The sequence below is a fragment of the Oligella urethralis DSM 7531 genome (genome assembly GCF_000372065.1).
Classification (GTDB): domain Bacteria; phylum Pseudomonadota; class Gammaproteobacteria; order Burkholderiales; family Burkholderiaceae_B; genus Oligella; species Oligella urethralis.
In genome coordinates, this window is sequence record NZ_AQVB01000002.1 from 1 (window position 1) to 26613 (window position 26613).

21 protein-coding genes and 1 other RNA gene are annotated in these 26613 nt (G+C 46.6%); 10 read left to right on the top strand and 12 right to left on the bottom strand.

Annotated elements, in window-relative coordinates; all coding sequences use genetic code 11:
- Window positions 1-211 precede the first annotated feature (211 nt).
- The 4 genes from folK to A3GA_RS0101565 are packed head-to-tail and all read right to left on the bottom strand — an operon-like array spanning window position 212 to window position 3592.
- Complete coding sequence (folK, locus tag A3GA_RS0101550; RefSeq protein ID WP_018025626.1) at window positions 212-706, bottom strand: 2-amino-4-hydroxy-6-hydroxymethyldihydropteridine diphosphokinase; 495 nt, start codon at window positions 704-706, stop codon at window positions 212-214.
- Window positions 699-2207 carry a polynucleotide adenylyltransferase PcnB gene (gene pcnB / locus A3GA_RS0101555; protein ID WP_018025627.1) on the bottom strand — a complete coding sequence of 503 codons (1509 nt, stop codon included), beginning with the start codon at window positions 2205-2207 and terminating at the stop codon, window positions 699-701. The genes folK and pcnB overlap by 8 nt, the downstream gene beginning before the upstream one ends.
- Window positions 2208-2219: 12 nt before the next feature.
- Entirely contained in the window at window positions 2220-2897 is a 678-nt protein-coding gene (locus tag A3GA_RS0101560) for an HAD family hydrolase (protein ID WP_026156734.1), read from the bottom strand.
- Window positions 2898-2899: 2 nt separating this feature from the next.
- Complete coding sequence (locus A3GA_RS0101565) at window positions 2900-3592, bottom strand: HdaA/DnaA family protein (protein ID WP_018025629.1); 693 nt, start codon at window positions 3590-3592, stop codon at window positions 2900-2902.
- 134 nt (window positions 3593-3726) lie between these two features.
- Here A3GA_RS0101565 and purM point away from each other — a divergent pair, with 134 nt between their 5' ends.
- Window positions 3727-4776, top strand: a complete 1050-nt coding sequence (gene purM, locus A3GA_RS0101570) for a phosphoribosylformylglycinamidine cyclo-ligase (RefSeq protein ID WP_018025630.1) — start codon at window positions 3727-3729, stop codon at window positions 4774-4776.
- A 21-nt stretch (window positions 4777-4797) separates the two neighbouring features.
- On the opposite strand, the gene miaA is transcribed toward purM, so the two are convergent.
- The 5 genes from miaA to A3GA_RS0101595 all read right to left on the bottom strand — a co-directional run bounded on the left by miaA (window position 4798) and on the right by A3GA_RS0101595 (window position 10526).
- Complete coding sequence (gene miaA, locus A3GA_RS0101575) at window positions 4798-5733, bottom strand: tRNA (adenosine(37)-N6)-dimethylallyltransferase MiaA (RefSeq protein WP_018025631.1); 936 nt, start codon at window positions 5731-5733, stop codon at window positions 4798-4800.
- Between the two features lie 7 nt (window positions 5734-5740).
- A complete protein-coding gene (mutL, locus tag A3GA_RS0101580; RefSeq protein ID WP_026156735.1) occupies window positions 5741-7633 on the bottom strand; it encodes a DNA mismatch repair endonuclease MutL in 1893 nt (630 codons plus the stop codon).
- 72 nt (window positions 7634-7705) lie between these two features.
- Complete coding sequence (locus A3GA_RS0101585; RefSeq protein WP_018025633.1) at window positions 7706-9034, bottom strand: N-acetylmuramoyl-L-alanine amidase; 1329 nt, start codon at window positions 9032-9034, stop codon at window positions 7706-7708.
- Window positions 8998-9525 (bottom strand): bifunctional alanine racemase/tRNA (adenosine(37)-N6)-threonylcarbamoyltransferase complex ATPase subunit type 1 TsaE, encoded by a 528-nt coding sequence (locus tag A3GA_RS0101590; RefSeq protein WP_018025634.1) that lies wholly within the window; start codon window positions 9523-9525, stop codon window positions 8998-9000. The genes A3GA_RS0101585 and A3GA_RS0101590 overlap by 37 nt, the downstream gene beginning before the upstream one ends.
- Window positions 9526-9596: 71 nt before the next feature.
- Entirely contained in the window at window positions 9597-10526 is a 930-nt protein-coding gene (locus A3GA_RS0101595; RefSeq protein ID WP_026156736.1) for an AEC family transporter, read from the bottom strand.
- A gap of 81 nt (window positions 10527-10607) precedes the next feature.
- Here A3GA_RS0101595 and xerD point away from each other — a divergent pair, with 81 nt between their 5' ends.
- The 5 genes from xerD to ffs all read left to right on the top strand — a co-directional run bounded on the left by xerD (window position 10608) and on the right by ffs (window position 19640).
- Window positions 10608-11501, top strand: coding sequence for a site-specific tyrosine recombinase XerD (xerD, locus tag A3GA_RS0101600; RefSeq protein ID WP_018025636.1), 894 nt, complete (start codon window positions 10608-10610; stop codon window positions 11499-11501).
- 137 nt (window positions 11502-11638) lie between these two features.
- A complete protein-coding gene (locus A3GA_RS0101605) occupies window positions 11639-13267 on the top strand; it encodes an acyl-CoA synthetase (RefSeq protein WP_026156737.1) in 1629 nt (542 codons plus the stop codon).
- A gap of 135 nt (window positions 13268-13402) precedes the next feature.
- Window positions 13403-16078, top strand: a complete 2676-nt coding sequence (locus tag A3GA_RS0101610; protein ID WP_244264032.1) for a PD-(D/E)XK nuclease family protein — start codon at window positions 13403-13405, stop codon at window positions 16076-16078.
- Window positions 16068-19523, top strand: coding sequence for a UvrD-helicase domain-containing protein (locus A3GA_RS0101615; RefSeq protein ID WP_244264033.1), 3456 nt, complete (start codon window positions 16068-16070; stop codon window positions 19521-19523). Before A3GA_RS0101610 ends, A3GA_RS0101615 begins: the two co-directional genes overlap by 11 nt.
- A gap of 19 nt (window positions 19524-19542) precedes the next feature.
- An RNA gene (gene ffs / locus A3GA_RS11925) (signal recognition particle sRNA small type) lies at window positions 19543-19640 on the top strand.
- Window positions 19641-19828: 188 nt separating this feature from the next.
- Here ffs and A3GA_RS0101620 read toward each other — a convergent pair.
- Window positions 19829-20113, bottom strand: coding sequence for a type II toxin-antitoxin system RelE family toxin (locus A3GA_RS0101620; protein ID WP_018025640.1), 285 nt, complete (start codon window positions 20111-20113; stop codon window positions 19829-19831).
- Window positions 20103-20354, bottom strand: coding sequence for a type II toxin-antitoxin system Phd/YefM family antitoxin (locus A3GA_RS0101625; RefSeq protein ID WP_018025641.1), 252 nt, complete (start codon window positions 20352-20354; stop codon window positions 20103-20105). Before A3GA_RS0101625 ends, A3GA_RS0101620 begins: the two co-directional genes overlap by 11 nt.
- 991 nt (window positions 20355-21345) lie before the next feature.
- Between A3GA_RS0101625 and A3GA_RS0101635 the strand changes: the two genes are divergently transcribed.
- The 4 genes from A3GA_RS0101635 to recR all read left to right on the top strand — a co-directional run bounded on the left by A3GA_RS0101635 (window position 21346) and on the right by recR (window position 25346).
- Window positions 21346-22146 carry a Fic family protein gene (locus A3GA_RS0101635; RefSeq protein ID WP_018025643.1) on the top strand — a complete coding sequence of 267 codons (801 nt, stop codon included), beginning with the start codon at window positions 21346-21348 and terminating at the stop codon, window positions 22144-22146.
- A 155-nt stretch (window positions 22147-22301) separates the two neighbouring features.
- Entirely contained in the window at window positions 22302-24317 is a 2016-nt protein-coding gene (gene dnaX / locus A3GA_RS0101640) for a DNA polymerase III subunit gamma/tau (protein ID WP_018025644.1), read from the top strand.
- Between the two features lie 49 nt (window positions 24318-24366).
- Entirely contained in the window at window positions 24367-24693 is a 327-nt protein-coding gene (locus A3GA_RS0101645) for a YbaB/EbfC family nucleoid-associated protein (RefSeq protein WP_026156738.1), read from the top strand.
- Between the two features lie 32 nt (window positions 24694-24725).
- Window positions 24726-25346, top strand: coding sequence for a recombination mediator RecR (gene recR / locus A3GA_RS0101650; RefSeq protein ID WP_018025646.1), 621 nt, complete (start codon window positions 24726-24728; stop codon window positions 25344-25346).
- Window positions 25347-25544: 198 nt separating this feature from the next.
- On the opposite strand, the gene tal is transcribed toward recR, so the two are convergent.
- Window positions 25545-26507: a transaldolase gene (tal, locus tag A3GA_RS0101655; protein WP_018025647.1), complete on the bottom strand. Its 963-nt coding sequence runs from the start codon at window positions 26505-26507 to the stop codon at window positions 25545-25547.
- Window positions 26508-26613: the final 106 nt, after the last annotated feature.

A 26613-nucleotide genomic window follows, 5' to 3' on the forward strand; every position in this document is an offset into this window, starting at 1 on the left:
GAGAAACTCAGCCAGTCCATTAGCTCACTATGCTATGCCGAATAAGTGGTTAGATAGTTTAACGTTGTATGATATGGGGAAAGTTGAGACTGGCTACGTGTTTAGCGCATATGCTAAATGGTAATGTGCATGAGCCGTATACGAGGTCCGTACGTACGGTTCTGTGAGAGGGATGAGGTGCAAACCTCACCCTACTCGATTTTCATACCTCTTAGAGTTTATGAATAATTTGCCCCGAAGCCAATGCTGCTTTGAGTAGCTCTGAGGCACTTCCCTGAGCCAGCTGCATATCGCCAGCAATTTCAATTAATGGCATCAACACAAAGCTGCGCAAATGCAGGCGGGGGTGAGGTACGCTTAATTCCGCACTATCGGAGCTAAAGTCTTGATAGAGCAAGATATCCAGATCCAAGGTGCGCGGCGCATTTCTATAGGTACGTTCGCGGCCATAGGCATTTTCAATGGCTTGTAAGCGATGTAAAAGTGGCAAGGGTTGCAGGCTCGTCACAATCTCTACCACCGCATTAATATAGTCCGGACCGTCCGCATCCAAGGGCGGGCTACGGTAGAGTGAGGAGCGCTTAAGCAGTTTAATGCCAGGGCTTGCAGCAATGCTGTCGATGGCGGCTTCAAGCGTTGTAGCCGGAGAATTAAGATTGGCACCTAAGGCAATATAGGCCTGATGCATGACTGCTGCATCACTCATGAGTACCACTCCCTTTGGTCGTGTTGCTTGATGTAGGTTCTGCCTGAGCCGCCATAGCTTTGCGTTTGCGATTGGCATAATTGCGCTTGCGCGGACGCCGTCTACGCTTGCTTTTGACTGCCTCGCCATCCATGCCGGTGGTGGCGCGCTGTTGACGTGACGGCTGAGGCAATTGAGTGAGCATGGCGCTACGCTCATCGCTATCCGCATCAGCTAAATCCATCCACCATTGAGCAAGTACACTATCAAACTCACCGGCCGCCGCACGAATCTGTAAGAAATCAACAGCCGCACGGAAACGTGGCTGTTCAAACATGCGATAAATAGCACGTAATGAGCGCTTTTCAAAGCGTGGTTGCATAAACCAAATCTCCCGCATATCACTGCTTTGACGGCGTTGGAGTGAGAGATGACGGGCAAATTTTTCTAATACTTCATGCGCTGCTTGAACCAAGGCGGGCACGACCGGCTCTTTGTGTTCATCTTGATAATAGCGCCAGCGTTCACTGACCAAGGGCCAAAGGGCGGCAGCATATAGGAAACTTGGACTTACCGTCTTACTGCTGCGGATACGATAATCTGTTCTTTCTAAAGCAATTTGTAGAAACTTGTTATGTTCAAGTTGTTGTTGCAATAAATTAATTAAAGGTAAAATGCCATCGCTCAGTCCATGTGCTGCAATTAACTGCAGGCAGAGATTGCTATTGCCGCAACAAAGCAGCTTTAATGATTCATCGGCCAGACGGGACTCGGGTACATTAAGCAGTAACTTGGCCATGGATTTGATGGGTGCAGCGGTACTCGCTTCTAAGCTGCCGTTGAGCTTGGCTTGAAAGCGCAAAGCTCGCAGTAAACGCACCGGATCCTCGCGATAGCGTGCCTCCGCATCACCGATAATGCGTACCAGACGGTGACGAATATCATGTAGACCATGATGATAGTCAATTAGCGTTTTAGCAATCGGATCGTAATACAGGGCATTGATGGTAAAGTCACGCCGTTCAGCATCCTGAGCCTGATTGCCGTAGACGTTATCACTGAGCACACGACCGAATTCATCCGTATGCTGTTTTTGCGTCGATGCTGCTCTATAGGTTGAAACCTCAATAATTTCACGACCAAATAGGCAATGCACTAATCTAAAACGACGTCCAATGATTAGGGCTCGACGAAATAAGGGTTTAACCTGCTCTGGGGTCGCATTTGTCGCTACATCAAAATCTTTGGGTTGTAGGCCTAAAATCAAATCGCGTACTGCGCCACCTACGATATAGGCTTCAAAACCGGCATCCTGTAGTACTTGACAGACCTTAATCGCATTGCGCGAAATCAGGTGATTTTGTATTTGATGCTCAGCCGCATCATACATAATGGCTTGAGGCTGATTGCTTGAGCCTCGATGCTTTTTATTAGCACGGCCCTTAGTCGCTTGTTCGTGTTGAGGGACCTTAAACAGCTTTTTTAAAAAAGTATTGATGGAGAGTTTATGTTCTGTGCCCATAAGCTATGCTGATTATTTAAATAAATCGATAATTGCCCAGTTGTTTTTTTGCGCAAGCTCACGTAGGGCAGGGCTAGGGTTAGTGGCAACTGGGTGGGTGGCTCTTTGTAATAAGGGCAAGTCATTCATCGAATCACTATAAAAATAGATGCTTTCAAAGGCATCTAAGCTGCTACCTAAGCCATTGAGCCATTGTTCAACCCGGGTGATTTTACCCTCTTGATAAGAGGCAACGCCAACAAATTGACCGGTGTAGCGACCATTAATATACTCGGGTGAAGTGCCGATAATATGCTCAAAACCAAAGGCGCGGCCTACTGGTTGGATGACAAAGGTATTAGTCGCTGAGACGAGGCAGCATAAAGCGCCCTCACGTAAATGACGATCCACTAAGTCAAAGGCTTGTTCGGTGATCGCTGGACGTACAACCTCAGCCATAAAGCGCTCATGATATTTGCTTAAATCAAAGGGTGTATGCATCGCCAAAAAGCTTAAAACAAAGGCGGCCGACTCCTCAATGGTTAATTGACCGGCATCATACTTATCCATGATTTCTTGGTTTCTGCGTGCCACCTCGGCTGGGTCGCCAGCTAGCTGATTGCGACTAAGCCATTCGATCCATTCATAATCGGTATCAATCGGAAGAAGGGTGTGATCTAAATCGAAGAGGGCGAGTGTTTTTGTTGTGATACTCATAAGTGATGATTAATTTCAGCTTCTTGAATAAAGTTTTTAATTAAGTTTAGGGTGACTTGGCGGCGCTTAGCAATAGAGTATAGGTCTAAAGCATCCAGCCAAGCGAATAATGAGCGGATATTACGCTCCGTGTTTTTTAACAGCCAATCAGTGGCTTCTGAATTGATTTTTAAATCTTTTTCATAGGCTCGCTGCTGAATCGCTAGCACAATATCCTCGTCTTTGAGCGAGTGTAGCCTATAGGCTAAGCCCCAACCGAGGCGATTACGTAGATCCTCACGAATCGGCATATTAAGTGGCGCTTGATCGCCAGCGCTGATGAGACTAATGGCATCTGCCTGATTTTTATGACGATGCGTATAATTAATCAAGTCAAAAAACGTCATTTGCTGTGCTTCATTGAGATCCTGTACATCATCAACTGCCACAATCTGAGCTTGGTTTTCAAGGCAGGCGTTTAAGTCCGTCGGAAAATCCGCCGCCGCAAAATAAACCGCAGCTGCACGCTCCGCAGCCAGCGCTTTAAGGAGGTGGCTTTTACCGCTACCAGGCTCACCGAAGAGATACAGCATGGAGCCGGGCGCACAATCCATGAGCCGGCTGAGCGCTTCCCAGTTTTCACCCGGCACAAAATTATCAAAACTAAAATCTTGGCTTGGTAATAAAGCCAATGGCAGTTGCTCAATCATTCAAAATCATTGTTATCACTCAGGCACAGCTGATTGATAATTTATCGTAAAATAGGATAATCTACGTGTTGCGCAGCGGACTGCACTAACATCTAGCAATAATCATTATTCTTACATATTTGGGTATATTTCTCATGACAAATAAGCAAAACTCCCCTTTAAGTTACCGCGATGCCGGTGTGGATATTGATGCCGGTGAGGCTTTAGTTGATCGTATTAAGCCTTTGGCAGCAAAAACCATGCGCGAAGGGGTTTTGACCGGTCTGGGCGGTTTTGGTGCTTTATTCGAGGTGCCTAAGCGTTATCAGGAGCCAGTGTTGGTTGCTGGGACCGATGGGGTAGGTACCAAGTTGCGCTTGGCCTTTGATTGGGATAAGCATGACACGGTTGGTATTGATTTAGTGGCAATGAGTGTTAATGATATTTTAGTTCAAGGGGCGGAGCCTTTATTCTTCTTGGATTATTTTGCTTGTGGGGTATTGGCAGTCGATAAAGCTGCCGCCGTGGTCGGTGGTGTAGCTAAAGGCTGTGAGCTCGCTGGCTGCGCCTTAATTGGTGGTGAAACCGCAGAAATGCCCGGCATGTATCCCGAGGGTGAATATGATTTAGCGGGTTTTGCGGTCGGTGCGGTTGAAAAGTCTAAGGTGATTAACGGCGCCTCAATTAAAGCTGGTGATGTGGTATTAGCCTTAGCCTCAAGTGGCGCTCACTCTAATGGTTACTCCTTAATCCGCAAAATCATTGAACGCGCCGGCATTAAACCTGAGGATCCGTTTGAGGACGCTACCTTTGCTGATGCCATCATGGCACCGACCCGCATTTATGTTAAGCCGGTACTAGCCGCTATTGAGCAGCATGGTGAGGCGATTAAGGGCTTAGTGCATATTACCGGTGGTGGTTTATTGGAAAATATCCCGCGGGTTGTGCCTGAGGGCTTAGCTGCCCATCTACACAAGGGTGAATGGCAGTTGCCACCGTTATTCTCTTGGTTGCAGGAGCAGGGTAATGTGGATACCCAAGAAATGTACCGTGTCTTTAACTGCGGTCTGGGTATGGTGATAGTCGTAGCTGCTGAAGCTGCCGATGCGGTCAAGGCGCAGTTAAGCGAAGCGGGTGAGACCGTCTACCACGTGGGTGAGATTGTGCCCCAAGGCGACGGTCCGCGAGTATTGATTAAGGAGTAGTTGCTCGCACTATCGCACTATTTAATCAATTAATGCCAGTTGACGCACCGTGCGCAAGACCTGTGCTGGCACATTCTCAGAAAAGCAGTCAATTTGAATTCGTTCAGGTTGACTGCGCAACCAAGTAATTTGGCGCTTTGCCAATTGTCTGGTGGCAGCAATGCCACGCTCTACCGCCTCTTCATAGCTGCAGTTACCGGCCAAATAGTCCCATAATTGGCGGTAACCGACGCAGCGGATTGAGGGTAAATCGGGATGCAGGTCTGGACGCTGATAAAGGCTTTGTACTTCATCTAAAAAGCCCATAGCCAGCATCTGCTTAAAGCGCTTTTCAATTTGTTGATGCAAACGGCTGCGCTCACGTGGTTCCAGGCTGATAGTCACAAAATCATAATCATGCGATGGCGCTTTTTGCGTAGCAATTAAGGCCGACATCGTGCTACCGCTGATACGGTAAATCTCTAAGGCACGCGCAATGCGTTGACTATCATTGGGCGACAAACGTGCTGCCGTTGTTGGATCCACTGAGGCAAGCTGTTGATGCATGGCAGGCCAACCGATGCGCTTTGCCTCTGCCTCAATCTCAGCCCGTAGTGTGGCATCGGCTTTGGGTAAATCATGCAAACCTTCACGTAGGGCTTTGTAATACATCATGGTGCCACCTTCAATTACGGGTAGACTACCACGTGCTTGAATCGCTGGAATGAGCGCTAGCGTATCACTCACAAAGTCCGCCGCACTATAACTTGCGAGTGGATCGCGAATGTCTAATAAATGATGTGGTACTTGCGCCTGCTCTGCGGCACTGGCTTTTGCAGTACCAATATCCAAGCCTTTATAAATGGTGGCCGAGTCCATGGCAATAATTTCAATGGGTCTTAACTTGGCTAAGGCTAAAACCGCAGCGGACTTACCGGCAGCGGTGGGACCGCATATACAGAGAATTTGTTTTTTCATGTTGCAACTACTCGCCGCGCATAAATAGTTTATCCAAATCACCCATCGACCATTGGAACCAAGTAGGGCGACCGTGATTACAATTATCCGCCTTATCCGTGGCTTCCATGGCGCGTAGTAGTGCATTCATCTCGTTGATCGTCAGTATACGGCGTGCTCTAATGGCACCGTGACACGCCATGGTAGCAAGGATTTCATTACGCTGTAGGGCTAAACGCTCACTGCTGCCAATATCAGCGATATCCTTTAAAACACCCAGTACCATACTTTCAATATCACCGCGCGACAATAGGGCTGGCACCCCTCGCACACTAATACTTTTAGGTCCGCTAGGGCTGAGATGTAAGCCTAAGTCCATTAGCAGATCAGGTTTCGACTCGACAATAGCAACGTCTTTTTCGCTGCAAGAAAGTAGGTAGGGCACTAAAAACTCTTGCACCACAATATCTTGTTGGTTATGAAGTTGTTTTAATTGCTCATAAAGCACTCGCTCATGGGCAGCGTGCATATCTACCAATACAAGACCGGAGCGGTTCTGCGCCAAAATATAAATACCATGCAATTGACCAATTGCCATGCCCAAAGGAAAATCATCGTTCGCATCCTGCGTTTCTGCTGGCTGCGGGCTCACTGTAGGTGTTGTTGTAGCTGTCGTGTGGCTTGTTGCTGTGCTACTTGTGGTAAGCGGCGCATAGGTAGTACGCCAATCACCTGCAGCTGTCAAATTTAAGGCGTTTTGACGGTAATCATTGCCAGGCTGCTGCGGATATGCATTGCTAGAAATTGCCGCTTCAGGGTAGTTGCTTGTATCCGCATTGTAGCTAGTAGGCTGTGGGGTAGTTGATAAGGCGATATCGTCACCGCTACGAGCCAAGCTACTCATCACGGCATTGGCATCGCTACGGTTTTGTCCGCCCGTATTAGAAAGTGCGGCTCCCAAGGCCTGAATAAATAAGCGATAAACGGCGCTTGCCTCTCTAAAACGCACTTCACTTTTAGCGGGATGCACATTCACATCGACCAGTTCAGGGGCAATCTCAAGAAACAACACATAGGCAGCCTGACGCTCACCATGTAAAACATCACTATAGGCTTGACGAATGGCATGGCTAATGGCGCGGTCACGTATAAAACGACCATTCACAAAAAGATACTGCTTATCAGCCCGCGGACGGGCGGCGGTGGGGTGAATGATGAGTCCATGTAAACGGGCCAAGCCATGATCCAGCTGCACTTCCAGGCCATGCTCCATAAACTCATTGCCCATCACATCGCGCACACGTTGAAAAGCATCCGTGGCTTGCCATTGCTTATAGGGCTTTTGATTATGAAACACTCTCAGCGTTAATTGTGGATTGGCCATCGCCAAACGCTCCAAGGTATCGACAGCATGAGCGAATTCCGTGGCTTCAGTTTTTAAAAACTTGCGTCGAGCGGGGATATGCTCAAAGAGTTGTCGCACATCCACCGTGGTGCCGATACCACCGGCGGCTGGACTGATTTCTTTAGAAGTGCCGCAAATGCTAAAGGCATGATCTTGCGACGCCGTGCGTGAACTAATCGTCATCCGACTAACCGAGGCGATGGAGGCTAAAGCCTCACCCCTAAAGCCCATGGAGGCGACTGACTCTAACTCCTCTAAGCTGCGTATTTTACTGGTGGCATGCTGTGTCAAGGCTAAAGGCAACTCATGTTGCGGTATGCCACTACCATTATCAATCACGCAAATACGGCGTATCCCCCCACCCTCTAAACGCACCTCAATTTCTGTGCTGCCCGCATCAATGGCATTTTCCAATAGCTCTTTTAGCACCGAAGCAGGGCGCTCAATCACTTCGCCTGCAGCAATTTGATTAATTAATTGCTCAGGCAGGGGGCGAATTTCTTTTCTTTGACTCATGCCGTACATATTAAAAAACCGCTCGATTTTTATCAAGCGGTTTTAACAATCATCAAATTGTTAAGCTAGTCATTAGCCCAGTCTAGCTAAGGGAGGATTGGTTGCAAGATAGGCTTGAACGCCACCTAAAATCCCCTTAGCGATGGCCCGTTGATTACTAGATGAGCGGAGGAATTGCTCCTCTTTGGGATTAGAAATAAAGGCCGTTTCAACCAGAATCGAAGGGATATCTGGTGAACGTAACACCGCAAAGCCCGCTTGCTCAACGCGACGACTGTGAACCCCGTTAATTTTACCTAAGGAGCTTAACACGCGATGACCGATTTTTAAGGAGTCCTGAATCTGTTGTGAGGTCGACATATCCAGTAGTACACTGGCAGTACTGCGATCATGTGCGCCGAAATCTACACCGCCAATCATATCGGCATTATTTTCTTTGTTGGCCAGCCATTTGGCAGCGGCGCTACTGGCGCCCTTGGTCGACAGTGTAAAGACCGTGGTACCACGAGCGCTTGGATTACTAAAGGCATCCGCATGCACCGAAATAAAAATATCAGCTTTAACCCGTCTTGCTTTTTGTACTCGTACTTGTAAAGGTACAAAGAAGTCTGCATCACGTGTCATATAGGCACGCATATTCGGCTGCGCATTAATCTGATCACGCAAATACTTGGAAATTGCCAGTACCACATCTTTTTCGCGCGTGCCACGTGGACCGATGGCGCCAGGATCCTCACCGCCATGGCCAGGATCAATCGCAATTAGCACAGGACGTGAGCCGCGATTGCGACTGCCGCTTGTGGGAGGGGCTGCCGGTGCTTTAGGAGCTATCTGACCTTGTACGGTTGGTGCACTGGTGGTAGGGCGGCTGCTGCCTAACTGATCAATGACACTCGCTAAGGGATCATCGCCGGGGCTATCTAATAAAGCCATCAGTGGGTCATGTGCAACTTTAGGGTAAAGATCAAGAACTAAACGGTACTGATAATTACCGATAGGCTTTAAGGTAAATACTTGCGGCGCAATCTGTTGCTTGAGATCCATCACTAAACGCACCACATCGGCACGATTTTGCGCCACCCGAATGGAACGGATGTAGGGATCATTTGGTTTAATTTGGGAAACTAAGGAGTTAAGTGCTTGGTTTAGGCTAATGCCTTGTAAGTCCACCACTAAACGATTTGGATTGTCGAGCATAAAATGCTCAGCGTTAAGCGGTGCACTTAGCTCTAACGTCACTCGAGTGTATTCATCTGCCGGCCAGGTACGTACTGCTAACACTTGAGCGGCAGCAGCCTGGGCCCACTTGGGCATCACACTTAGGGTCAACACGCTACCCGCAAAGCCTAAGGCACGGCGCCGCGCTATACCTCTGTCTGTGAGTTTAAATTGTTTAGCCATTGCTTCCCTTTGTCTGTAACTGCCGATAACACGGCTTCACGCCCCGCCTCTTGATAAGTTAAGTAAAGCCTTAAATCAGGAGGAGGGAGCTGCTCATTTGCTTTTTCTGACCACTCGACTAAGACGACCGCCCGCTCCAGGAGTTGCTCCTCAAATCCGGCCTCTTGCCATTCGTCAGAATCATTAAACCTATAAAAATCAAAGTGATATAAGTATAAGCTAGAAACATTATAGCTTTCAAGTAGGGTGTAGGTAGGGCTTTTTATTCTGCCCTTTACACCAAGAGCGCGTAAAAATGCGCGGGCAAAGGTGGTTTTACCAGCGCCTAGATCCCCGTGTAAATAAATACGTGCACCGCTAAAATCGCTCAGGTCGAGCTCGTAACCCTCTGATAAATTAGGAAAAATTGATTTAGCTAGATTATTTGCCAAGGCGCAACTCGCCGCTTCATCTGCTAGAAAAAGGCGATAATGACTTAATGCTTGCTTCATGTGAATTCTTGATATGGGTACTAATTATTTGTTAAATAAATAAAATTTTGACTTAATTCAGTTCTTTTATTTTAAAAATAATTTGTAATCGTTTGTAAAAAGTCACTTTTTACAATGAAGTAGAGCCAAATAGGTAGAGTAAGCAAACAGCTTAGGGTCTGAACCGAGATAATATTGGCCACCAGCCGTGCATCGCCACCCATCCGCACAGCTAGCACATAGGCGGCGGGAGCCGTTGGGATGGCGGCAAAAATCATAAACATCTGTGTTTGTAGTGTGCTAAAGCCGACTACAATGGCGATTAATAAGGCAAACAGCGGCATCATCACGAGCCTGGTGACCGTCATCCAAGCCACGATCGGTGCATTGACTGTTCCTTCTCTCAACTTAAGCGCCGCCCCGACACAAATTAGCCCAAGCGGAATAGATGCTTGACCAAGTTTTAGGAGGGTATTATCAAGTACCGCAGGTAGCTTAAAGCCGAGCAGGTTTAAACTCACCGCCAACACAGTTGTGATGACGAGGGGATTGCTGATAATGGATTTTAATACACCGCCCCCACTTTCGGCTGCTAAAGCACGCACTGCCATGACATTGACTAAGGGGACGGTAAAGCCGATAAATACTGCCATGATCGCTAGGCCATCGGTGCCACCAACGCCAGGTCCAATAGAGAGCGCCAAATAGGTACTGAAACGATAAACACATTGTTGGGTGGAATTGAGCGCACGCTGATCGACGGTTAGAAATAGTCGGCTACCGAGCGCTAGCAATAAACCAGCAAGGGCTAGTAAGACACAGGCGAGCAGCGAAGCGCCGGCGGTACTGATACTAAGTGGGCTAGCGAGTACCGAGCGAAAGAGCAAGGCCGGAAACATCAGAAAATAGACCATCTTTTCCGTATTGGCAAAAAACTCACGGGCAAAATTGAGCTTATTGAGCATGAACCACCCTAGTGCCACTAGGATAATATCAGGTAGAAGTAGGTATAAAATGCTCATAATACGTTATATATAATTAAGCGATGGTTTAAAGCATCGTTTAGTATAGCTGAAATTATCAGCGTTTAAATCGGAATTAAAATGCAGGAAAATGAACTCTCCGCTTTTTTAGACAGCTTGTGGTTAGAGGACGGTTTAGCTAAAAACACCTTAGCTGCCTATCGTCAGGATATGCATGCCTTTATCGAGTTTTTGCAGCGTGAGCGCCCAGCTGTGAGTGTATTTACGGTGAAGGCTGAGGATATTCAGGCTTGGTTGGCGCAAATGCATGTAGAAACAAAGCCGAGCACAGCCAATCGACGTTTGGCGACTTTGCGTCGTTTCTATGCCTGGGCCATGCAACATCATCGTATGGAGGAGGATCCTTGTTTGCATATCAAAGCAGTCCGGCAGGCCGCACGCTTTCCTAAAAGTCTTAGTGAATCACAGGTGGAGTTGCTGTTGGCCGCGCCTGATTTGAAAACGTCGGGTGGCTTGAGAGACCGTGCCATGCTAGAGACGCTGTATGCGACTGGACTGCGTGTGAGTGAGTTGATTGCACTTAGAGTTTTTCATTTGGCGTTGAGAGAGGGGTTTTTGCGCGTGGTCGAGGCAAAGGGCTCCAAAGAGCGGATCGTGCCCCTAGGTGAAGAGGCTTTGTACTGGTTGGAGCGCTATTTGTTGGAGGCCAGACCAGAACTCCTCAAGGGTCGTCTTGATGATGCGGTGTTTATTACCCGCTTGGGTAGTGCCATGAGTCGGCAGGCGTTTTGGCAATTAGTCAAAAAGTACGCTAAGCAACAGGATATACAGGTGCCGTTATCACCCCATGTGTTGCGACATGCTTTTGCCACACATTTACTGAATCATGGAGCGGATTTGCGCGTGGTGCAAATGCTCTTAGGGCATGCTGATATTTCTACCACGCAGATTTATACCCATGTGGCACGCGAGCGATTAAAAACCTTGCATCAAAAGCATCATCCCCGCGCATAAGTTTTAGGGAGCGACCTTAGGTAGAGCTATGACTTTAGTCTTAAGTGCTCAAATATGATTAGTCATTTAATTTAGATCAATGCCATAATTTTATTACTAATTAAAATACATAGGAATCAGTTTTTATATAAGGAGACATGATGGCTGATTTTGAGACAGGTCTGGGTAAAAATGAGGCTAACTATACACCCTTAACACCTATTGATTTTTTAGTGCGGGCACATGAGGTATTCGGTGATGATTTGGCGATTGTGCATGGCTCAATCCGTCAGAACTGGACTGAAACCTATCATCGCTGTCGCCAAATGGCTGCTGCCCTGAGACAAAACGGGGCCGATCGTGGTACCACGGTTGCTACGCTTTTACATAATACGCCGGCCATGGTTGAGGCTGGTTTTGGTGTGCCGATGTCAGGCGGCGTCTTATTAGCACTTAATGTGCGTTTAGAAACTGAGGGTCTGATCTACTGTTTACAACATGGTGAGGCCGAGTTCTTACTGGTCGATAGCGAGTTTGCGCCGCACATCCCTGAGATTAAAAAGGCTTTACCCGCACTTAAAATAATTCAGGTCAATGATGAATTAGGCCCTAAGGACGTGGAGCCCTTCAGTGACATTGAGTATGAAGGCTTTTTGCAATCCGCTGAGGATCTAGATAATTGGGTTTTACCTAAGGACGAATGGGATGCAATTGCTTTGAACTATACCTCTGGTACCACCGGTAACCCTAAGGGGGTGGTTTATCATCACCGTGGTGCCGCCTTAAATGCGATTGCGCAAAGTTTAGAGTTCGATATGCCAAAGCGTCCAGTGTATTTATGGACCTTGCCCTTATTTCATTGTAATGGTTGGTGTTTTGCTTGGACGATTGCTGCACGCGGCGGTGTTAACGTGTGTTTACGCAAATTCGATCCAAAGACCTGCTTTGATTTAATTCGCCAAGAGCGTGTAGGCTTCTACTGTGCTGCACCGGTGGTGCATGCGGCGCTAGCCAATGCGCCTGCGGAGATGAAGGCGGGGATCGACCATCCGGTGAGCGCCATGGTAGCAGGTGCTGCGCCTCCAGAAGCGGTATTAGCGCGGATGGAGCAGATGGGTTTTCATATGGTTCACGTCTATGGTTTGACTGAGGTGTACGGTCCTTCAGCGGTCTGTGCAGAAAAGCCTGAGTGGGATGAGTTATCGGTTGAAGATCGGGCGGCGCAAAAAGCGCGCCAGGGCGTACGTAATACCTTACAGGGTGCACTAACTGTGTTAGACCCGGAAACCATGGAGCCTGTGCCTGCTGACGGTAAGACGATCGGTGAATTAATGTTCCGTGGCAACATCGTGATGAAGGGCTATTTAAAGAATCCCGCCGAGACTGAGAAGTCCTTTGCTGGCGGTTGGTTCCATACGGGTGACTTAGGCGTCTTACATCCTGACGGTTATGCGCAGATTAAGGACCGCAGTAAGGATATTATTATTTCTGGCGGTGAAAATATCTCCAGTATTGAGGTTGAGGATGTGCTCTATAAGCATCCAGCAGTGGCTAATGTAGCGGTGGTCGCACTTGCCGATGAAAAATGGGGTGAGGTACCGGTTGCTTTTGTGGAGCTCAAAGACGACGCTCAGGTTAGCGAAGAGGAGCTTGACCAGTACTGTCGTGAGCGCTTGGCCGGCTTTAAGCGTCCTAAATACTATGTATTTGGTGAATTAGCAAAAACTGCCACTGGTAAGATTCAGAAATTTGAATTAAGAAAGCAGGCAGAAGCCTTATTTTCATAAGCTTCGCTTCGCTGAGTCAAGCACAAAAGCGCTTACAATCTTTGTAGGCGCTTTTGTGTATTTAGGGCGTTAAGATCCTGCGTTAGAATGCTTTATCGAAGAATTTTTTAGGCAAATAACAATATGCTAGATGGTTTGATACGTATATCACAGCAAGAACTGCTTGATTTAGAAGCCTCTGAGACTATGGTGGTGACGGTCAATAACCGCATGGCCATTCATCTAAAGCGGCTCTTAATTAGTGCAAAGCGTGAAACTGCACAGGTTTTTGAATTGCCACGCATACAGCCTTGGTCGGTTTTTACCGAGTCACTCACAGAGCGTGTCGCCTTTGCGGTGGCTGCGGTGCCTGCCGCCAAGCAGCTCAGTCATTTTGCCGCCTTACTGTATTGGGAAGCGGTGCTAGAAGAGCAGCAATTAAGCACCCTAAATCTTAGTAAACTAGCCCGGGTCTTGGCCGAGGCCCATACCCTAGAAACAGATTGGGCGATTCGCGTAGAGGATGCCGAGTTAACTCCTGAATACCGTGAGTATCAAAGCATTAAACAGCATTATTTAGCACGTTTACAACAGCGTGATGCCATTGATGGCCCATTACGGGATCAATGGTTATTACAGCAATTACAAGAGGGCAATGCTGCCAGTGCTTTGTTGTCGGGAAAAGCAATTGTGCTCTTAGGCTTTAGAGAGTTGTCGCCAACGCAATCAGCCTTATTAGCAGCCTGTCAAGCCTTGGGGGCGAGTCTTTATCGCTTGCATGATGATAATCAACTAGCAGCGCAGCTTAGCGTGTACCAAGCACATAGTCGGCGCGAGGAGTTGGAAGCCGCAGTAGATTGGGCTAAGGCTCAATTAGCCGCGCATCCTACTGGTCGTTTTGCCATTATCGATCCCTTATTACAAAGCGAGAATAGTACCGTACGTCGCTATTTGCATGAGCGTCTTCAGGCCTCTGGACTACAAACTGATTTGCTCTATAACGTAGCCATTGGGCGCCCTTTAAGTGATTGGACGATTGTACGTTCAGCCTTGGCTTGTTTACGTCTGTTTATTACCTTAGAAAGTAGTGGCCGTATCGCGACTCAAGCGCTGGGTGAAGCTTTACTATTAGCGCAGGAGGCTTTACTCTCAGCCTGGTCAGATGAGATTCATGCCATTGATTTAACGTTGCGTGAAGCCAATAAAATCAGCTATAAAAAAGCGGAAGTGCAACAATTCTTTTATGAGATTTCGGATGAGTTTGTTGACTTAACAAAGCGAGCGTTTGCGCTTTTTGGCACGGTTAGTTCCCTCAAATTTAATCAGCACTTAGCGATATTTAAAGCATTTTTCGAGCTCTTTAACTTTCCCGGTATCGCTAAGTTGAGTTCGGTGCAGTATCAAGTATGTCAGGCCTTTGACGAGACCTTGAAAAATGCGGCTGCTTTATCACCGCTGCTAGACACGATGTCTATACGTGAGGCCTTACATTTATTTGAGCGCTTATGTAGTCAACAAATTTTCCAACCTCAGCGAGCTGCCACAGCACGCTTAGATGTGTTGGGTATGTTGGAGGCCGAGGGCGCCAAGTGGGATGCTGTGTGGATATTAAGTTTGCAAGATGATGTTTTACCCACGGTCCCTAAACCCAATCCCTTGATTCCTAAAACTGCACTACAGCGAGTAGCTGCACCACGTTCAGATCAGCAAAGGGAGTTTGAATGGGCTCAAGCCATGTTAGAGCAGCTATTAAGCACGGCGCCGCAGATTCATATTAGTTGGCATGCCTTTAGTGGCGAAATGCCGACCAAGGTCTCCCCCTTATTAGCCCAATACCTACCCGAGGATCAATGGCTAGCCATCGAGGGGCAATGCACTGTGGACGCTGTGAGCGATAAGCTGGTAGCGGCGGAGCTTGAATTTTTGCAGGATAATTACGGGCCGCCGGTGGCGGGGTTATTGTCCGGCGGCACAAGACTAATTGATTTACAGGCCAAGAACCCGCTTTGGGCTTTTGCAGTCTATCGATTGCATATGCGTGAGTTTCATTCCTATCCTCGCTATGAGCTTGATCGCATGCAAAGGGGGAGCTTTATGCATGCGGCTTTAGAGCTATTTTGGCAAGGGGTGCGTGATCAACAAAGCTTACAGGCAATGGATGAGACTGCGCTTAAAGCCAAAATCTCAGAGGTGGTGGATGTTTGTGCAAAGGAGGAGCTGCTATTTGACTCCAATGCCTTACTGAATTTAGAAAAAGAGTATGCCAAAAATCAGTTATTTCACTTTTTAAGCTTGGAGCAAAAGCGCGAGTTAAGCTTTAGCGTGCAGGAGCTTGAGAAAAAGGTGCAGCTACCTTTAGCTTCCATACAGTTACGGGTGACGGTTGACCGTATAGATTATTTAGAAAATAACAGCTATTTGTACCTAGACTATAAAACCGGTAGTTTGCCAAATTATAAAAAGCATTGGTATCGAGAGCGACCCATCGATTTACAGCTGCCCTTATACGCCGCCTATGGTGAGCATGCGATAAGTGATATTGGTGGGGTAGGTTTTGCCAGTTTAAAACCCGGCAAGATGGGTTTTGGCGGTATTGGTCTAGTGAATTGGTCGCTCGAAGAAAGCAGCAAAGGGGTAGAGCAAAAAACAGCCGCCGCTTTTGAGGAGTTATTAAGGGTGTGGAAAACTAAGTTACATAGCTTGGCCGAGGAGATTTCCAATGGCTTCGCGGCTAATCGTTATGAAGATAAAAAAGATATGGACTATTGTGAGGTATTACCCTTTTTAAGATTGTCGCAAAGCGTTGAGGAAGAGGAGAGTGATGATGAGTAAAAAGCCTTCTGATCTGGCCCAACGCCAGCGTGCTTTGCAAGCAGATAGCTCCTTTTTAGTACAGGCCCCGGCTGGTTCCGGTAAGACCGAGTTAGTCACCGATCGCATTTTGGCCCTGCTTGCCATTGTGGAACAGCCTGAACAAGTGTTAGCCATTACCTTTACCCGTAAGGCTGCCGGTGAAATGCGCAATCGTGTGTTAGAAAAGCTGCGCGCCGGTTTGGAGCCGCAGCCCGTGGAAGAGCATAAAGTAAACAGTTGGCAATTAGCTCGACAGGTCTTAGCACGCAATGAGCAAAAAGACTGGCATTTATTAGAGTATCCAAGTCGCTTGCGCATCATGACCTTTGACTCCTTGAGCTCAGGTTTGGTGCGGACCATGCCTTGGTCTTCACAGACCGGGGGTAGCTTGGAGATTTCCGATTCTTTGTATCGTCAATACCGGCAGGCCGCCTTGTTGACGCTGAGTCAAATTGACCAGTCAGTTGAGTTGCAGGCAGTCTTAAGTCATCTTAATGTGGATCTAGCGCATTTGGAAGGTGCTTTGGTAGAAATGCTGCAGATCCGTGATCAATGGCAGGATGTCTTGAGCGATCCTCAAGCAAGTATCATCGCCATGGTACAAAGCATGGAATTATTGGTGACACGTGCGATACAACGGGTAAAGGATGCATTACCCTTAGGTTTTGAGACGGAATATATACCGCTATTAGCGGCTTGGGCTCAACATTGGCCACCCTTGGCGTCTCTCAAAGCGGTTGATAGTCAAGCGCTAACTGTTAGTGCCGATGATGTGGAGCGTTGGCAGGCGCTAGCAGAGTCGCTATTGACCACGGGAAATAGCATTCGGAAGCAATTGACCATCAAACATGGGGTTGCGCCTAAAGCACCGTTTAAGGCCTCGCTGGTGGATTATTTAAAGCATACTGACTTTAGTCCAGAGCTGATAGAGGCTTTGGTCACAGTTAAATCCTTGCCGACGCATCTATTAAATAATGATCAGCTAGTTATTTATCAGCAGCTTGCGAAGGTGCTGAGCATTGCTTTGGAGCAGTTGCATCAAGTGTATATTGCCGACGGGGCGGTGGATTTTACCGAGGTGGCACTGAGTGCTTTAAATGGTTTAGGTAGTGCGGATGAGCCAGCGGACTTACTATTGGCATTGGATGCCCGGATTCAGCATTTATTGGTGGATGAATTTCAGGATACCAGTCAGTTGCAAATTGATTTATTGGCACTTTTGACCTCCGGTTGGCAACCGCAAGACGGTCGTACGGTATTTTTGGTGGGCGATCCCATGCAGTCGATTTACCGCTTCCGTAAGGCCGAGGTCGGTCTTTTTATTAAAGTTGCGAGTGAAAAAAGACTGAATCATGTGCCGCTGGAAGTGTTGAATTTGAGAGAAAATTTCCGCTCTGTTGAAGGGATAGTCGATTGGAACAACAAGATTTATCAAGAGAGCTTTCCTGCCGAATATAACGAGGAATTCGGCGCTGTCCCTTATGAACATTCGGTATCTTTTCATGGCCCAGGCGCATTAGAAGCGGTCACGCATTATCCCTTTTATTACGCCACTAAAGAGATTAAAGGGGTTGACTCCAGAGCCGAAGCGATTGAGGCGGCTGAGCAAAAAGTGGTAGAGCTAGTGAGTGCAGCCTTGGCACGACATGCAAGGGCTGAAAAACCCATTGCTATTTTGGTGAAAAATCGTAAGGCCTTGGGGCGTTTAAATGAGCGTTTATTGCAAGCCAATATTCCCGTACGTGCAGTGGATATGTTCCCTCTGAGTGAACAGCCTTACGTGATGGATTTAATGCAAATTATTCGCGCCTTAACTTATCGCTACGACCGTGTGGCGTGGTTGTCATTATTTCGTTCACCGCTTTGTGGTTTAAGCTTAAACAGCTTGCACTGCCTCTTTGGCAGTAAGGAAGAGCTTAATGTGGTCAAGCAAATCCGTCATGCCTTGGCGGATGCTTCGATGCCAGCACGTTTGGGGACGGAGCAGTTTGCGCGCTTTAAGCATGTGAGTGAAGTGATGTTAAATCAAAATGCCGAGCAGCAGGGCTTAAGCTTTGCGATACGGGTCAAAATGATTTGGCAGCAATTGGGTGGCCATTTGCTTTATGCAAAGCCCTCCGAAAGGGCAGATATTGAAGCAGTTTTCACTCTCTTAGATCAATTAGCACCCTATGGTAGCCCTGATCTTGAGGTATTAGAACAGCATATGGCGGAGTTGTACGCTGAGAGCGTGGTGGCCGGTGCCGCAGTAGAAATTATGACGATTCATAAGGCCAAGGGTTTGCAGTTTGAGGAGGTGATCTTGTATGGACTGCATGCTCAATCGCGTGGTAGTCAGGAGCGGCTGTTGCGTCTTGAGCCTTATGAGTATGAAGTAGAGGGGCAGAGCAAACCTGGCTTGTTAATTGCGACGGTGCCATCAAGGCAGCATGGTGCGGCTGAAGATGTGATGAGTAAGTTATTAAAAAATCGCGAGGATTATCGTGAATCCTTAGAGCAAGCGCGTTTACTCTATGTGGCGACCACACGGCCTTGCCAAGCCCTGCATCTGTTTTATTTAATGCCTCTCAATGAAAAAAATGGTGAATTAGAAGTTAAGTCGCCGAGTAAAAATCAGTTTTATCATCATATTAAGCAGGCCCTACCATTCAATATTGAGGAGATTAAAGCGACCCTAAAAGATTATTTAGCTGCACAAGCGGCCGAGCAAAATGAGACGGCAGGGGCATTGATTGGCACAGCTAAATTATCACAGCAGACGGCATCTAGCGAGCCAATTGAGGTGGCTGATTTTGTGCGTTTTAGTGAGCAGACAATTTCGCAATTGGCGCAGCATTATGCACCGCATCGACAACTAGGTGAGCAATTAGCCCATGCGGCAAGCACTCAGTCAGGTACTTGGCAGTTTATCAGTGATCAGGAGGCGATTTTAGGTACGGTGGCGCATGCCTGGTTGCAAATGGTGGCCTTGGATCGAGCACAAAGGTGGGATGAGCAGCGTCTACAACAGGGTGCATCGCTGATGCGTTATCAGTTACTGAGCGCAGGCTATAGCGAAGCAGGGATTGAGCAAGCGCTCGTCAGGTTACAACAGCTATTATTGAAAACGTTGAATCATGAGGAGCTGAAAGCCATTTTTGCTAATCCGCAAGTGCAATTCGAATGGCCTTTATATGATGTAAATGGCAAATTGCTGGTGATGGATTTGGTGGTTCCGCACGATAACTATTGGCAAGTCATTGATTACAAGAGCTCACAACGTCGCCCGGATGAAAGCCTGGAGGCGTTTAAAGCGCGTATGTGTCGCGAATACCGTCCGCAGCTGCAAAGTTACTGCAATTATTTGCAGGCGATTGATGGCAAAGCAGCTAAAGCTTCCTTATTCTTAATTGAAGAGGGGGTATTGCTAGAAGTGATTGGTTAAACTTGTTATAATTGACAGCGGTGGGTCCCTTCGCATAGGTCCATGGTCAACCTGGTCAGGTCCGGAAGGAAGCAGCCACAGCCATTCAGACTTAGTGCCGAAGTCAGGCTCACCGCCCTTATTAGGATAAGCAAAAATCCTATCTATCCTAACAAAATCAATCGCTTAGCCAGCCAGCAGTAATAAGTAATAAATTTTTATAATTCCCGACAAAGAAATTACTCAATTATTACTCATGGCTAGCATCACTAAAGCCAAAAAAGCTTATCGAGTACGCCCTCTGTTAAATCGACTATTTGCTCAAGCTAAATACGTTTAATTGCTGTGTTATAAACTTCGTTGCGTTCTCGTTTACCAATAGCTACTACCGAAACCACTAACTCCTTATCTCTAACCTCATAGACTAGCCTGTATCCAGTGCTTTGCAATTTAATTTTATAGCAATTTTTCATTCCAGTTAATCTTGCTGACGGTATGTGAGGGTTTTTCAAACACTCAGTTAGTTTCTTTTTAAATTGTCGCTTTATTGTAAGATCAAGCTTTCTCCATTCTTTTTCAGCTTCGGCTTTAAAAAATAACCTATAAGTCATCAAGCGAAACCTCTACTTCTGGTGAGTTTTGTCGTTGTCTCACAATGTCAGCTAGCTCCATATCCTCAAGTTTATCCATTAAAGCCTCATAGGCATCCGCAGGAACACAGTAAAAAACAGGCTGATTACGATTTAATACAACGACTGGAAATCCTTCTGCTTGTTTCATTACAGCCATCGGATTCTTTTTTAATTCACTAATACTAGTTGAATTGTTAGCATAAATTTGACGGATTGACATTAAAATCTCCTTAATACACAAAAGACCATTTAATAGCTCTAATTATGACTCTTTTAAAGTTAAAAATCAAATGCTTAAAAATTAAGTTTTGTCTTTATTGCGGTTTAGTTTTTTAGGAAGAAAGTGGCAACTTTCTTTCCTTAAATATACTAAGCCTTGATGCAATAAAAAAATGAGAACTCAAGTTGTTTTAATCAAGAAAGCAGGGGGGTGACATGTAGTAAGAGCCGCTTTTGATAGGATATGAATATTGAATAAAGTCAGGGGTTTGACGATGAAACCGTCTGACCTTTTAGAGCAAAATCGCGCTAGATTATTGGACATCTTTTCTAAGTATCCAAAATAGATAAAGCGAGTGTTTTTTTCTGTTTTACTCATTGGGACACCCCAAAACGCCTTTATTTTATATTAAGTAATTGATTTAAAAGGAAATAGATGGGTGTCCCGAGAAAAAGTGACGAAGACAGGAGACTTTGCCTGTTTTGCTGCCTCATAGACTTGCGTGCACTTCGCTAAGATCTCTCGGTCTTGCGTTTATAGACGTGCTTCTGTGATGTCGGCAAAGGGCTTCTTAGGGTAGTGAGGCATGTCCATACCCTCCATATAGCCCGGGCTTTTTTTGATAAGGTCAATAAGGCGGCTGTTTCAGCCAAGGCCTTCTCCTTAGGTCGTAGTTCGCATTCCCAATTGCTGTGTTTTACGGCGCTCTGTTCATGGCTCAAGTCTGCCATACGTTGATGATGAGAAGGCAATGATTTCCGGATGAGTTCTTCTTTAAACTCAAGACGATGAACTGCCATTATAAGATCCTAACCGCCGCCCTAAATGGGTTAAAAGTAAAAATTAAATGATCGGACAACTCGTGTGACATAGGGGACAAAGAACGTCATCGCTTGGAAGAATTAAAGGAAATGCACAAATTACCACAATTTATGAAAGGAACGTTTCTGATAGAATTAGAGCATTGATTAAAAAATAATCAAAGAGCGACATGAACAACCAAACTTTATTTAACGCATTAGGTTTTAAATGGGATCGTTCCAAAATTCCTTCAATTATTCCTATATACACTGTAGAGGCAGCTTGTTTTCGTTTTATGAGAAATTTGCCCGAATTTATTTGGAGCGCTGCGGTCTTAGAGGGTAATCCATTCACTTTCAATGAGGTTAAAACCTTATTGGAGGGCATCACTGTTGGTGGTCATAGAATTGATGACCAAGAGCAGATTCTTAACTTAAATGCTAGTACTCGTCACCTTATAAGCTTAGTTCGCTCAGGTGAGTTTGAGTTATCTAAACAAAACTTTGATAGCATTCATAAGTTAGTCGCTAGAAACGAGGTGTTGGAGTGGGGGAATTTTCGAGGTGAGGGTGAGGAAAAGAACTATACGCCCTATGTGGCGTTAGGAGAGTTAGGGCAATACAATCCTATCCCAACAGAAGATAACGCAGCTACCTTAAATAAAGTGTTTGATGAGGGCTTAGAGAAACTAAAAACACTGCCAGTTTTTGAAAGAGCCACGGCCTTTTTCCTTTTTGGTGCATTGCAACAGTTTTATTTTGATGGTAATAAGCGTTCATCTCGATTAATGATGTGTGGTGAATTATTAGCTAATGGTATAGCAGGCATTAGTATTCCTGCACAAAAAAAGGAAGAGTTTAACGAAAAAATGCAAGACTTTTATATCAATAAAGACGCTACGCTAATGATGGATTTTTTAGTCCGCTGTCATCCTGATGTAGAACTGATAAGAAAACTAAACGAAGCTGAGCAAGATATAGAGCGCCCATGAGATAACTCGCTATTTAAGCTAAGAAGTTATTTGCTATAATGAATCCACTTAATTACTCATAGTATTTCTAATCATATTTTGTTAGCCTTTGATGTAAAGGGTTTTTACAGGCCGAAGTCAGGCTCACCGTTTATTTTTCATTATCCACGTGTTCTATGAATTATTTAGCCCTTGCCCGTAAGTGGCGTCCTCGTTCATTTTCGGAGTTAGTCGGTCAGGATCATGTGGTTCGCGCATTGTCAAATGCGCTGCAAACACAACGAATTCATCACGCCTGGTTATTTACAGGTACGCGCGGTGTTGGTAAAACCACCTTGGCACGCATTCTTGCCAAATCACTGAATTGTGAAACTGGTATTACTGCCAATCCCTGCGGTCAGTGTTCAACTTGCTTGGAAATTGATCAGGGACGCTTTGTTGATTATATTGAAGTCGATGCGGCCTCAAGACGCGGTGTAGATGAGATTACGCCGCTGTTAGAGCAAGCCATTTATGCACCCTCACGTGGTCGTTTTAAGATCTACACCATTGACGAGGTGCATATGTTGACCACACACGCCTTTAACGCCATGTTAAAGACCTTGGAAGAGCCGCCTCCGCACCTGAAGTTTATTTTAGCGACCACCGATCCACAGAAAATCCCAGTGACGGTTTTATCTCGCTGTATTCAATACAACCTCAAGCAAATGTCCCCCGAAGCGGTAGTAGAGCATTTGCAGCATTTGCTCAATGAAGAGGGGGTGGACTACGAAAAAGCAGCCTTGCAATTAATTGCCCGAGGCGCTGCTGGTTCTATGCGTGATGCCTTATCACTTACTGATCAAGCCATTGCCTTTAGCGGCAACCATATCACTGTGCAAGCAATGCAGGATATGTTGGGCACCATTGATCAGAGCTATTTAGTGAATTTAATTCGTGCCTTATTGGCTGGTGATGCGAGCCAAGTGGTAGCGATCGCTGATGCCATTGCGGATCGTGGCTTTTCCTATGAGGGGGCCTTGGCTGACTTGGCGGCTTTGTTATCGCGTCTAGCGATGGAGCAGCGATTAGCCGGTACGATTGATAGGGATGATCCGCTTTATCCTGAATTGGCGCAAGTGGTACAAAGTGCGAATCACGATATATTACAGCTTTTTTATAGTATTACGGTACATGGTCGCAAGGAATTAGCATTAGCGCCTGATGAGTATGCTGGCTTTGTGATGATTTGTCTGCGCATGTTGGCTTTGATTAATGCACCAGCGATTCAGTCAGAGCTACAACAAAGCACAGCGACAGCCACAGTAGTGCCTGTAACTGACTCGAACGACGGCCTTGAGGATAAAAAAAAACACCTTAAATTAGACGTCGCACCGGAGCCGAATGCGCAAGCGGCCCAACCTACCGTTTCTTCACCGGCGACCGCAGTGGATACACAAGCCACTGCGCCTAGGCCGGCTGAGGAATCCTCATCAGCGCCTATGAATTCCTCACCTGAGGAGTTAGACCAAGCAAGGCAGAAGCCAAGTACCGAAGAATCCGACCCTATGCCACCGACCGAGGCCTTAACCTCAAGTAGCGTTGGCAATATCGATGATGTGCTTGAAGCGTCGCAGCCTACCGCAGAACCCGCGGCAAGTGCTGCAAGCTCTGACCTGTCAGAGCACGACTGGATGAGTCTGCAAAGCAGTGCCATGGTGGATTATGACGGGGATATTATTGATGAGCCCTTGAGCTCGGATATGGATTTTGATCCGACGTGGGTACCTACAACCGCCACCGATGAGGATAAAATCACCTTATCTTCGCTTAATCAGGCGCGTTGGATTGAGTTGACTCGCAGCTTGGCGTTGCCAGGTTTGGCAGGCGAGCTATTGCTTAATAGTCAATGGTTGGCGACCAAGGATAATACCATTTACTTAAAAATATTTTTAAAAAATGTGGATAGTTTAGCGATTAAATCAACCCTAACCACGGCCTTAACTGAGTATTTTGCTCGGGTGGTGAAATTACACTTTGAAAGCGGTGAGACGGGTGATGCCACTGCACGTGCGCAACTGATCAGGGAGCAAGAAGAGCGTCAGTTGCAAGCTGAAGAGCGCGTTGCTAATGACCCTTATATCCAGAGCTTAAAGACAAGCTTTGGTGCAAATGTAGTTGAAGGCTCGGTACGCGTTTTATCAACAGACTAGATACGATACAATACGGTAAATTTTTTGATAAAAAGGAATTCTTCATATGATTATGAAAAATCAATTAGCCGGGCTGATGAAGCAGGCGCAGAAAATGCAGGAAGATGTGAAAAAAGCACAAGAGGCCTTGGCAAATATTGAGGTTGAGGGTGCAGCCGGCGGTGGTTTAGTAAAGGTTACAATGACTTGTCGTAATGATGTGCGCCGCGTTAGCATTGATCCATCTTTGCTGGAAGATGATAAAGACATGCTTGAGGATTTGACCGCTGCTGCCTTTAACGATGCTTTACGTAAGGCACAGGCGATGGCGGATGAGAAAATGGCTGCCGCAACGGCTGGTATGCCAATGCCTCCGGGTATGAAGTTCCCGTTCTAGTGATTCATTTTATCCATCGCTAAGATAAGTCATTGAATATCCCAGGATCTAAAGCCGAGCCTAAGTTTGATGAGCCCTTAGAGGAGTTGGTTGATAGTTTATGCCAGCTCCCGGGTATTGGTGAGCGTAGTGCGCGGCGTATGGCTTATTACTTGCTGCAACACGATCCGGAGAGTGGCTTAAGACTGTCACACGCATTGGAGCGTGCGCTGACAGAGTTGCGCCATTGCCAATTATGTAACTCCTTTACAACGGGTGAAATCTGTGCAACCTGTAGCGATGAGTCGCGTGATGCTTCTGTGCTATGTGTCGTGGAAACGCCAGTTGATCAATTGATGATTGAGTCCACCCGCAGTTACCGTGGTTTGTACTTTGTGTTGATGGGCAAATTGCAGCCCATTCAAGGTGTAGGGGCACTCAGTTTAAGTTTGCAACGCTTGATTGAGCGTGTCCAAGACACAACAATCAAAGAGGTGATTTTAGCGACCAATTACACCAGTGAGGGTGAAACCACGGCGCATTATTTGGAGCAGTTATTGCGCCCGCACCAGATTAAGGTAACGCGTATTGCGCGTGGAATCCCAGCTGGTAGTGAATTGGAATATGTGGACGCTGGCACCATCGCCTGGGCTTTAATGGAGCGTAAAGGCTAGTTGCAGTAGGCATTAAGCCTGATGACTGCGACAATTTATCAAGCACTGCGATGCGCAGTACAAAGCAAGTACGGCGCCACAGGGTGATAGTGCGCCCAAACGCAGTGAGCGCATCACGTCATGCTAAACCGTGCGCTCATACCGCTCACACTTTAAACACTGCGTCGCTTTGGCCTAATGCCTCGCACCCCTAGTAAACTATACGCGCTGGCGCGCAGACTCAATCAGTTGGTCTAGCTTAATCGCATCGCTGACAAAGTTACGAATACCTTCAGCCAGTTTTTCTGTTGCCATGGCATCTTCATTGAGTAGGAAGCGGAAGCGCGCCTCATCCAATGCTATTTCTTCAATCGCCATGGCTTGGGCTTGATGTGCATCCAATGCCGGTGTCAGTGGTGTGTGCGTATTAGCGAGTTGTTGTAATAACTCGGGGCTGATGGTCAATAAATCACAACCGGCTAAGGCTTGAATTTGTCCGATGTTGCGGAAGCTAGCGCCCATAATCTCGGTTTTAATTGCGAATTTCTTATAGTAATTAAAGATGTTGGTCACGGATTTGACGCCAGGATCATGTGAGCCGGCTTGCGCCTCATCATCCCACGTGCTACCTGCCTGTTTTTTATACCAATCATAAATACGACCAACAAAGGGTGAAATCAGTTTGACGCCAGCATTGGCACAAGCCACGGCTTGTACCAAACTAAAGAGCAGGGTGAGATTGCAGTGAATACCTTCTTGTTCTAATTGCTTAGCGGCCTCAATCCCCTCCCAAGTCGAGGCGATTTTAATCAGTACGCGTTGCCTATCAATACCAGCCGCTTTATATAATTGGATTAGTCGGCGTGCACGAGCAACGGTAGCGGCAGTATCAAAGGATAAACGCGCATCCACCTCAGTAGAAACACGACCAGGGACGACCTCTAAAATTTTGCGACCAAAAAGTACCAATAAATGATCAAGAATCTCCTCAGTTGGTGCATCAGGGTGCTGTTGAATGACTTCATCAAGTAGGGGGCGATAGCGATGATCCTGTGTCGCTTTAAGAATCAGGGATGGATTGGTGGTGGCATCGGTTGGTTGCAGCTGACGCATCGCCTCAAAATCACCGGTATCGGCCACAATGGTGGTGTATTTGGCTAAGCTATCTAGTTGATTCGTCATTTTAAAAACCCAAATAAAAAAGAATAAATTAAGTGCTAAAAGCGTCTACCTATAGGAAATTATATTAGTTTGATATGTAAATGCTGTTAAAGAGGGAGTAAGGCGT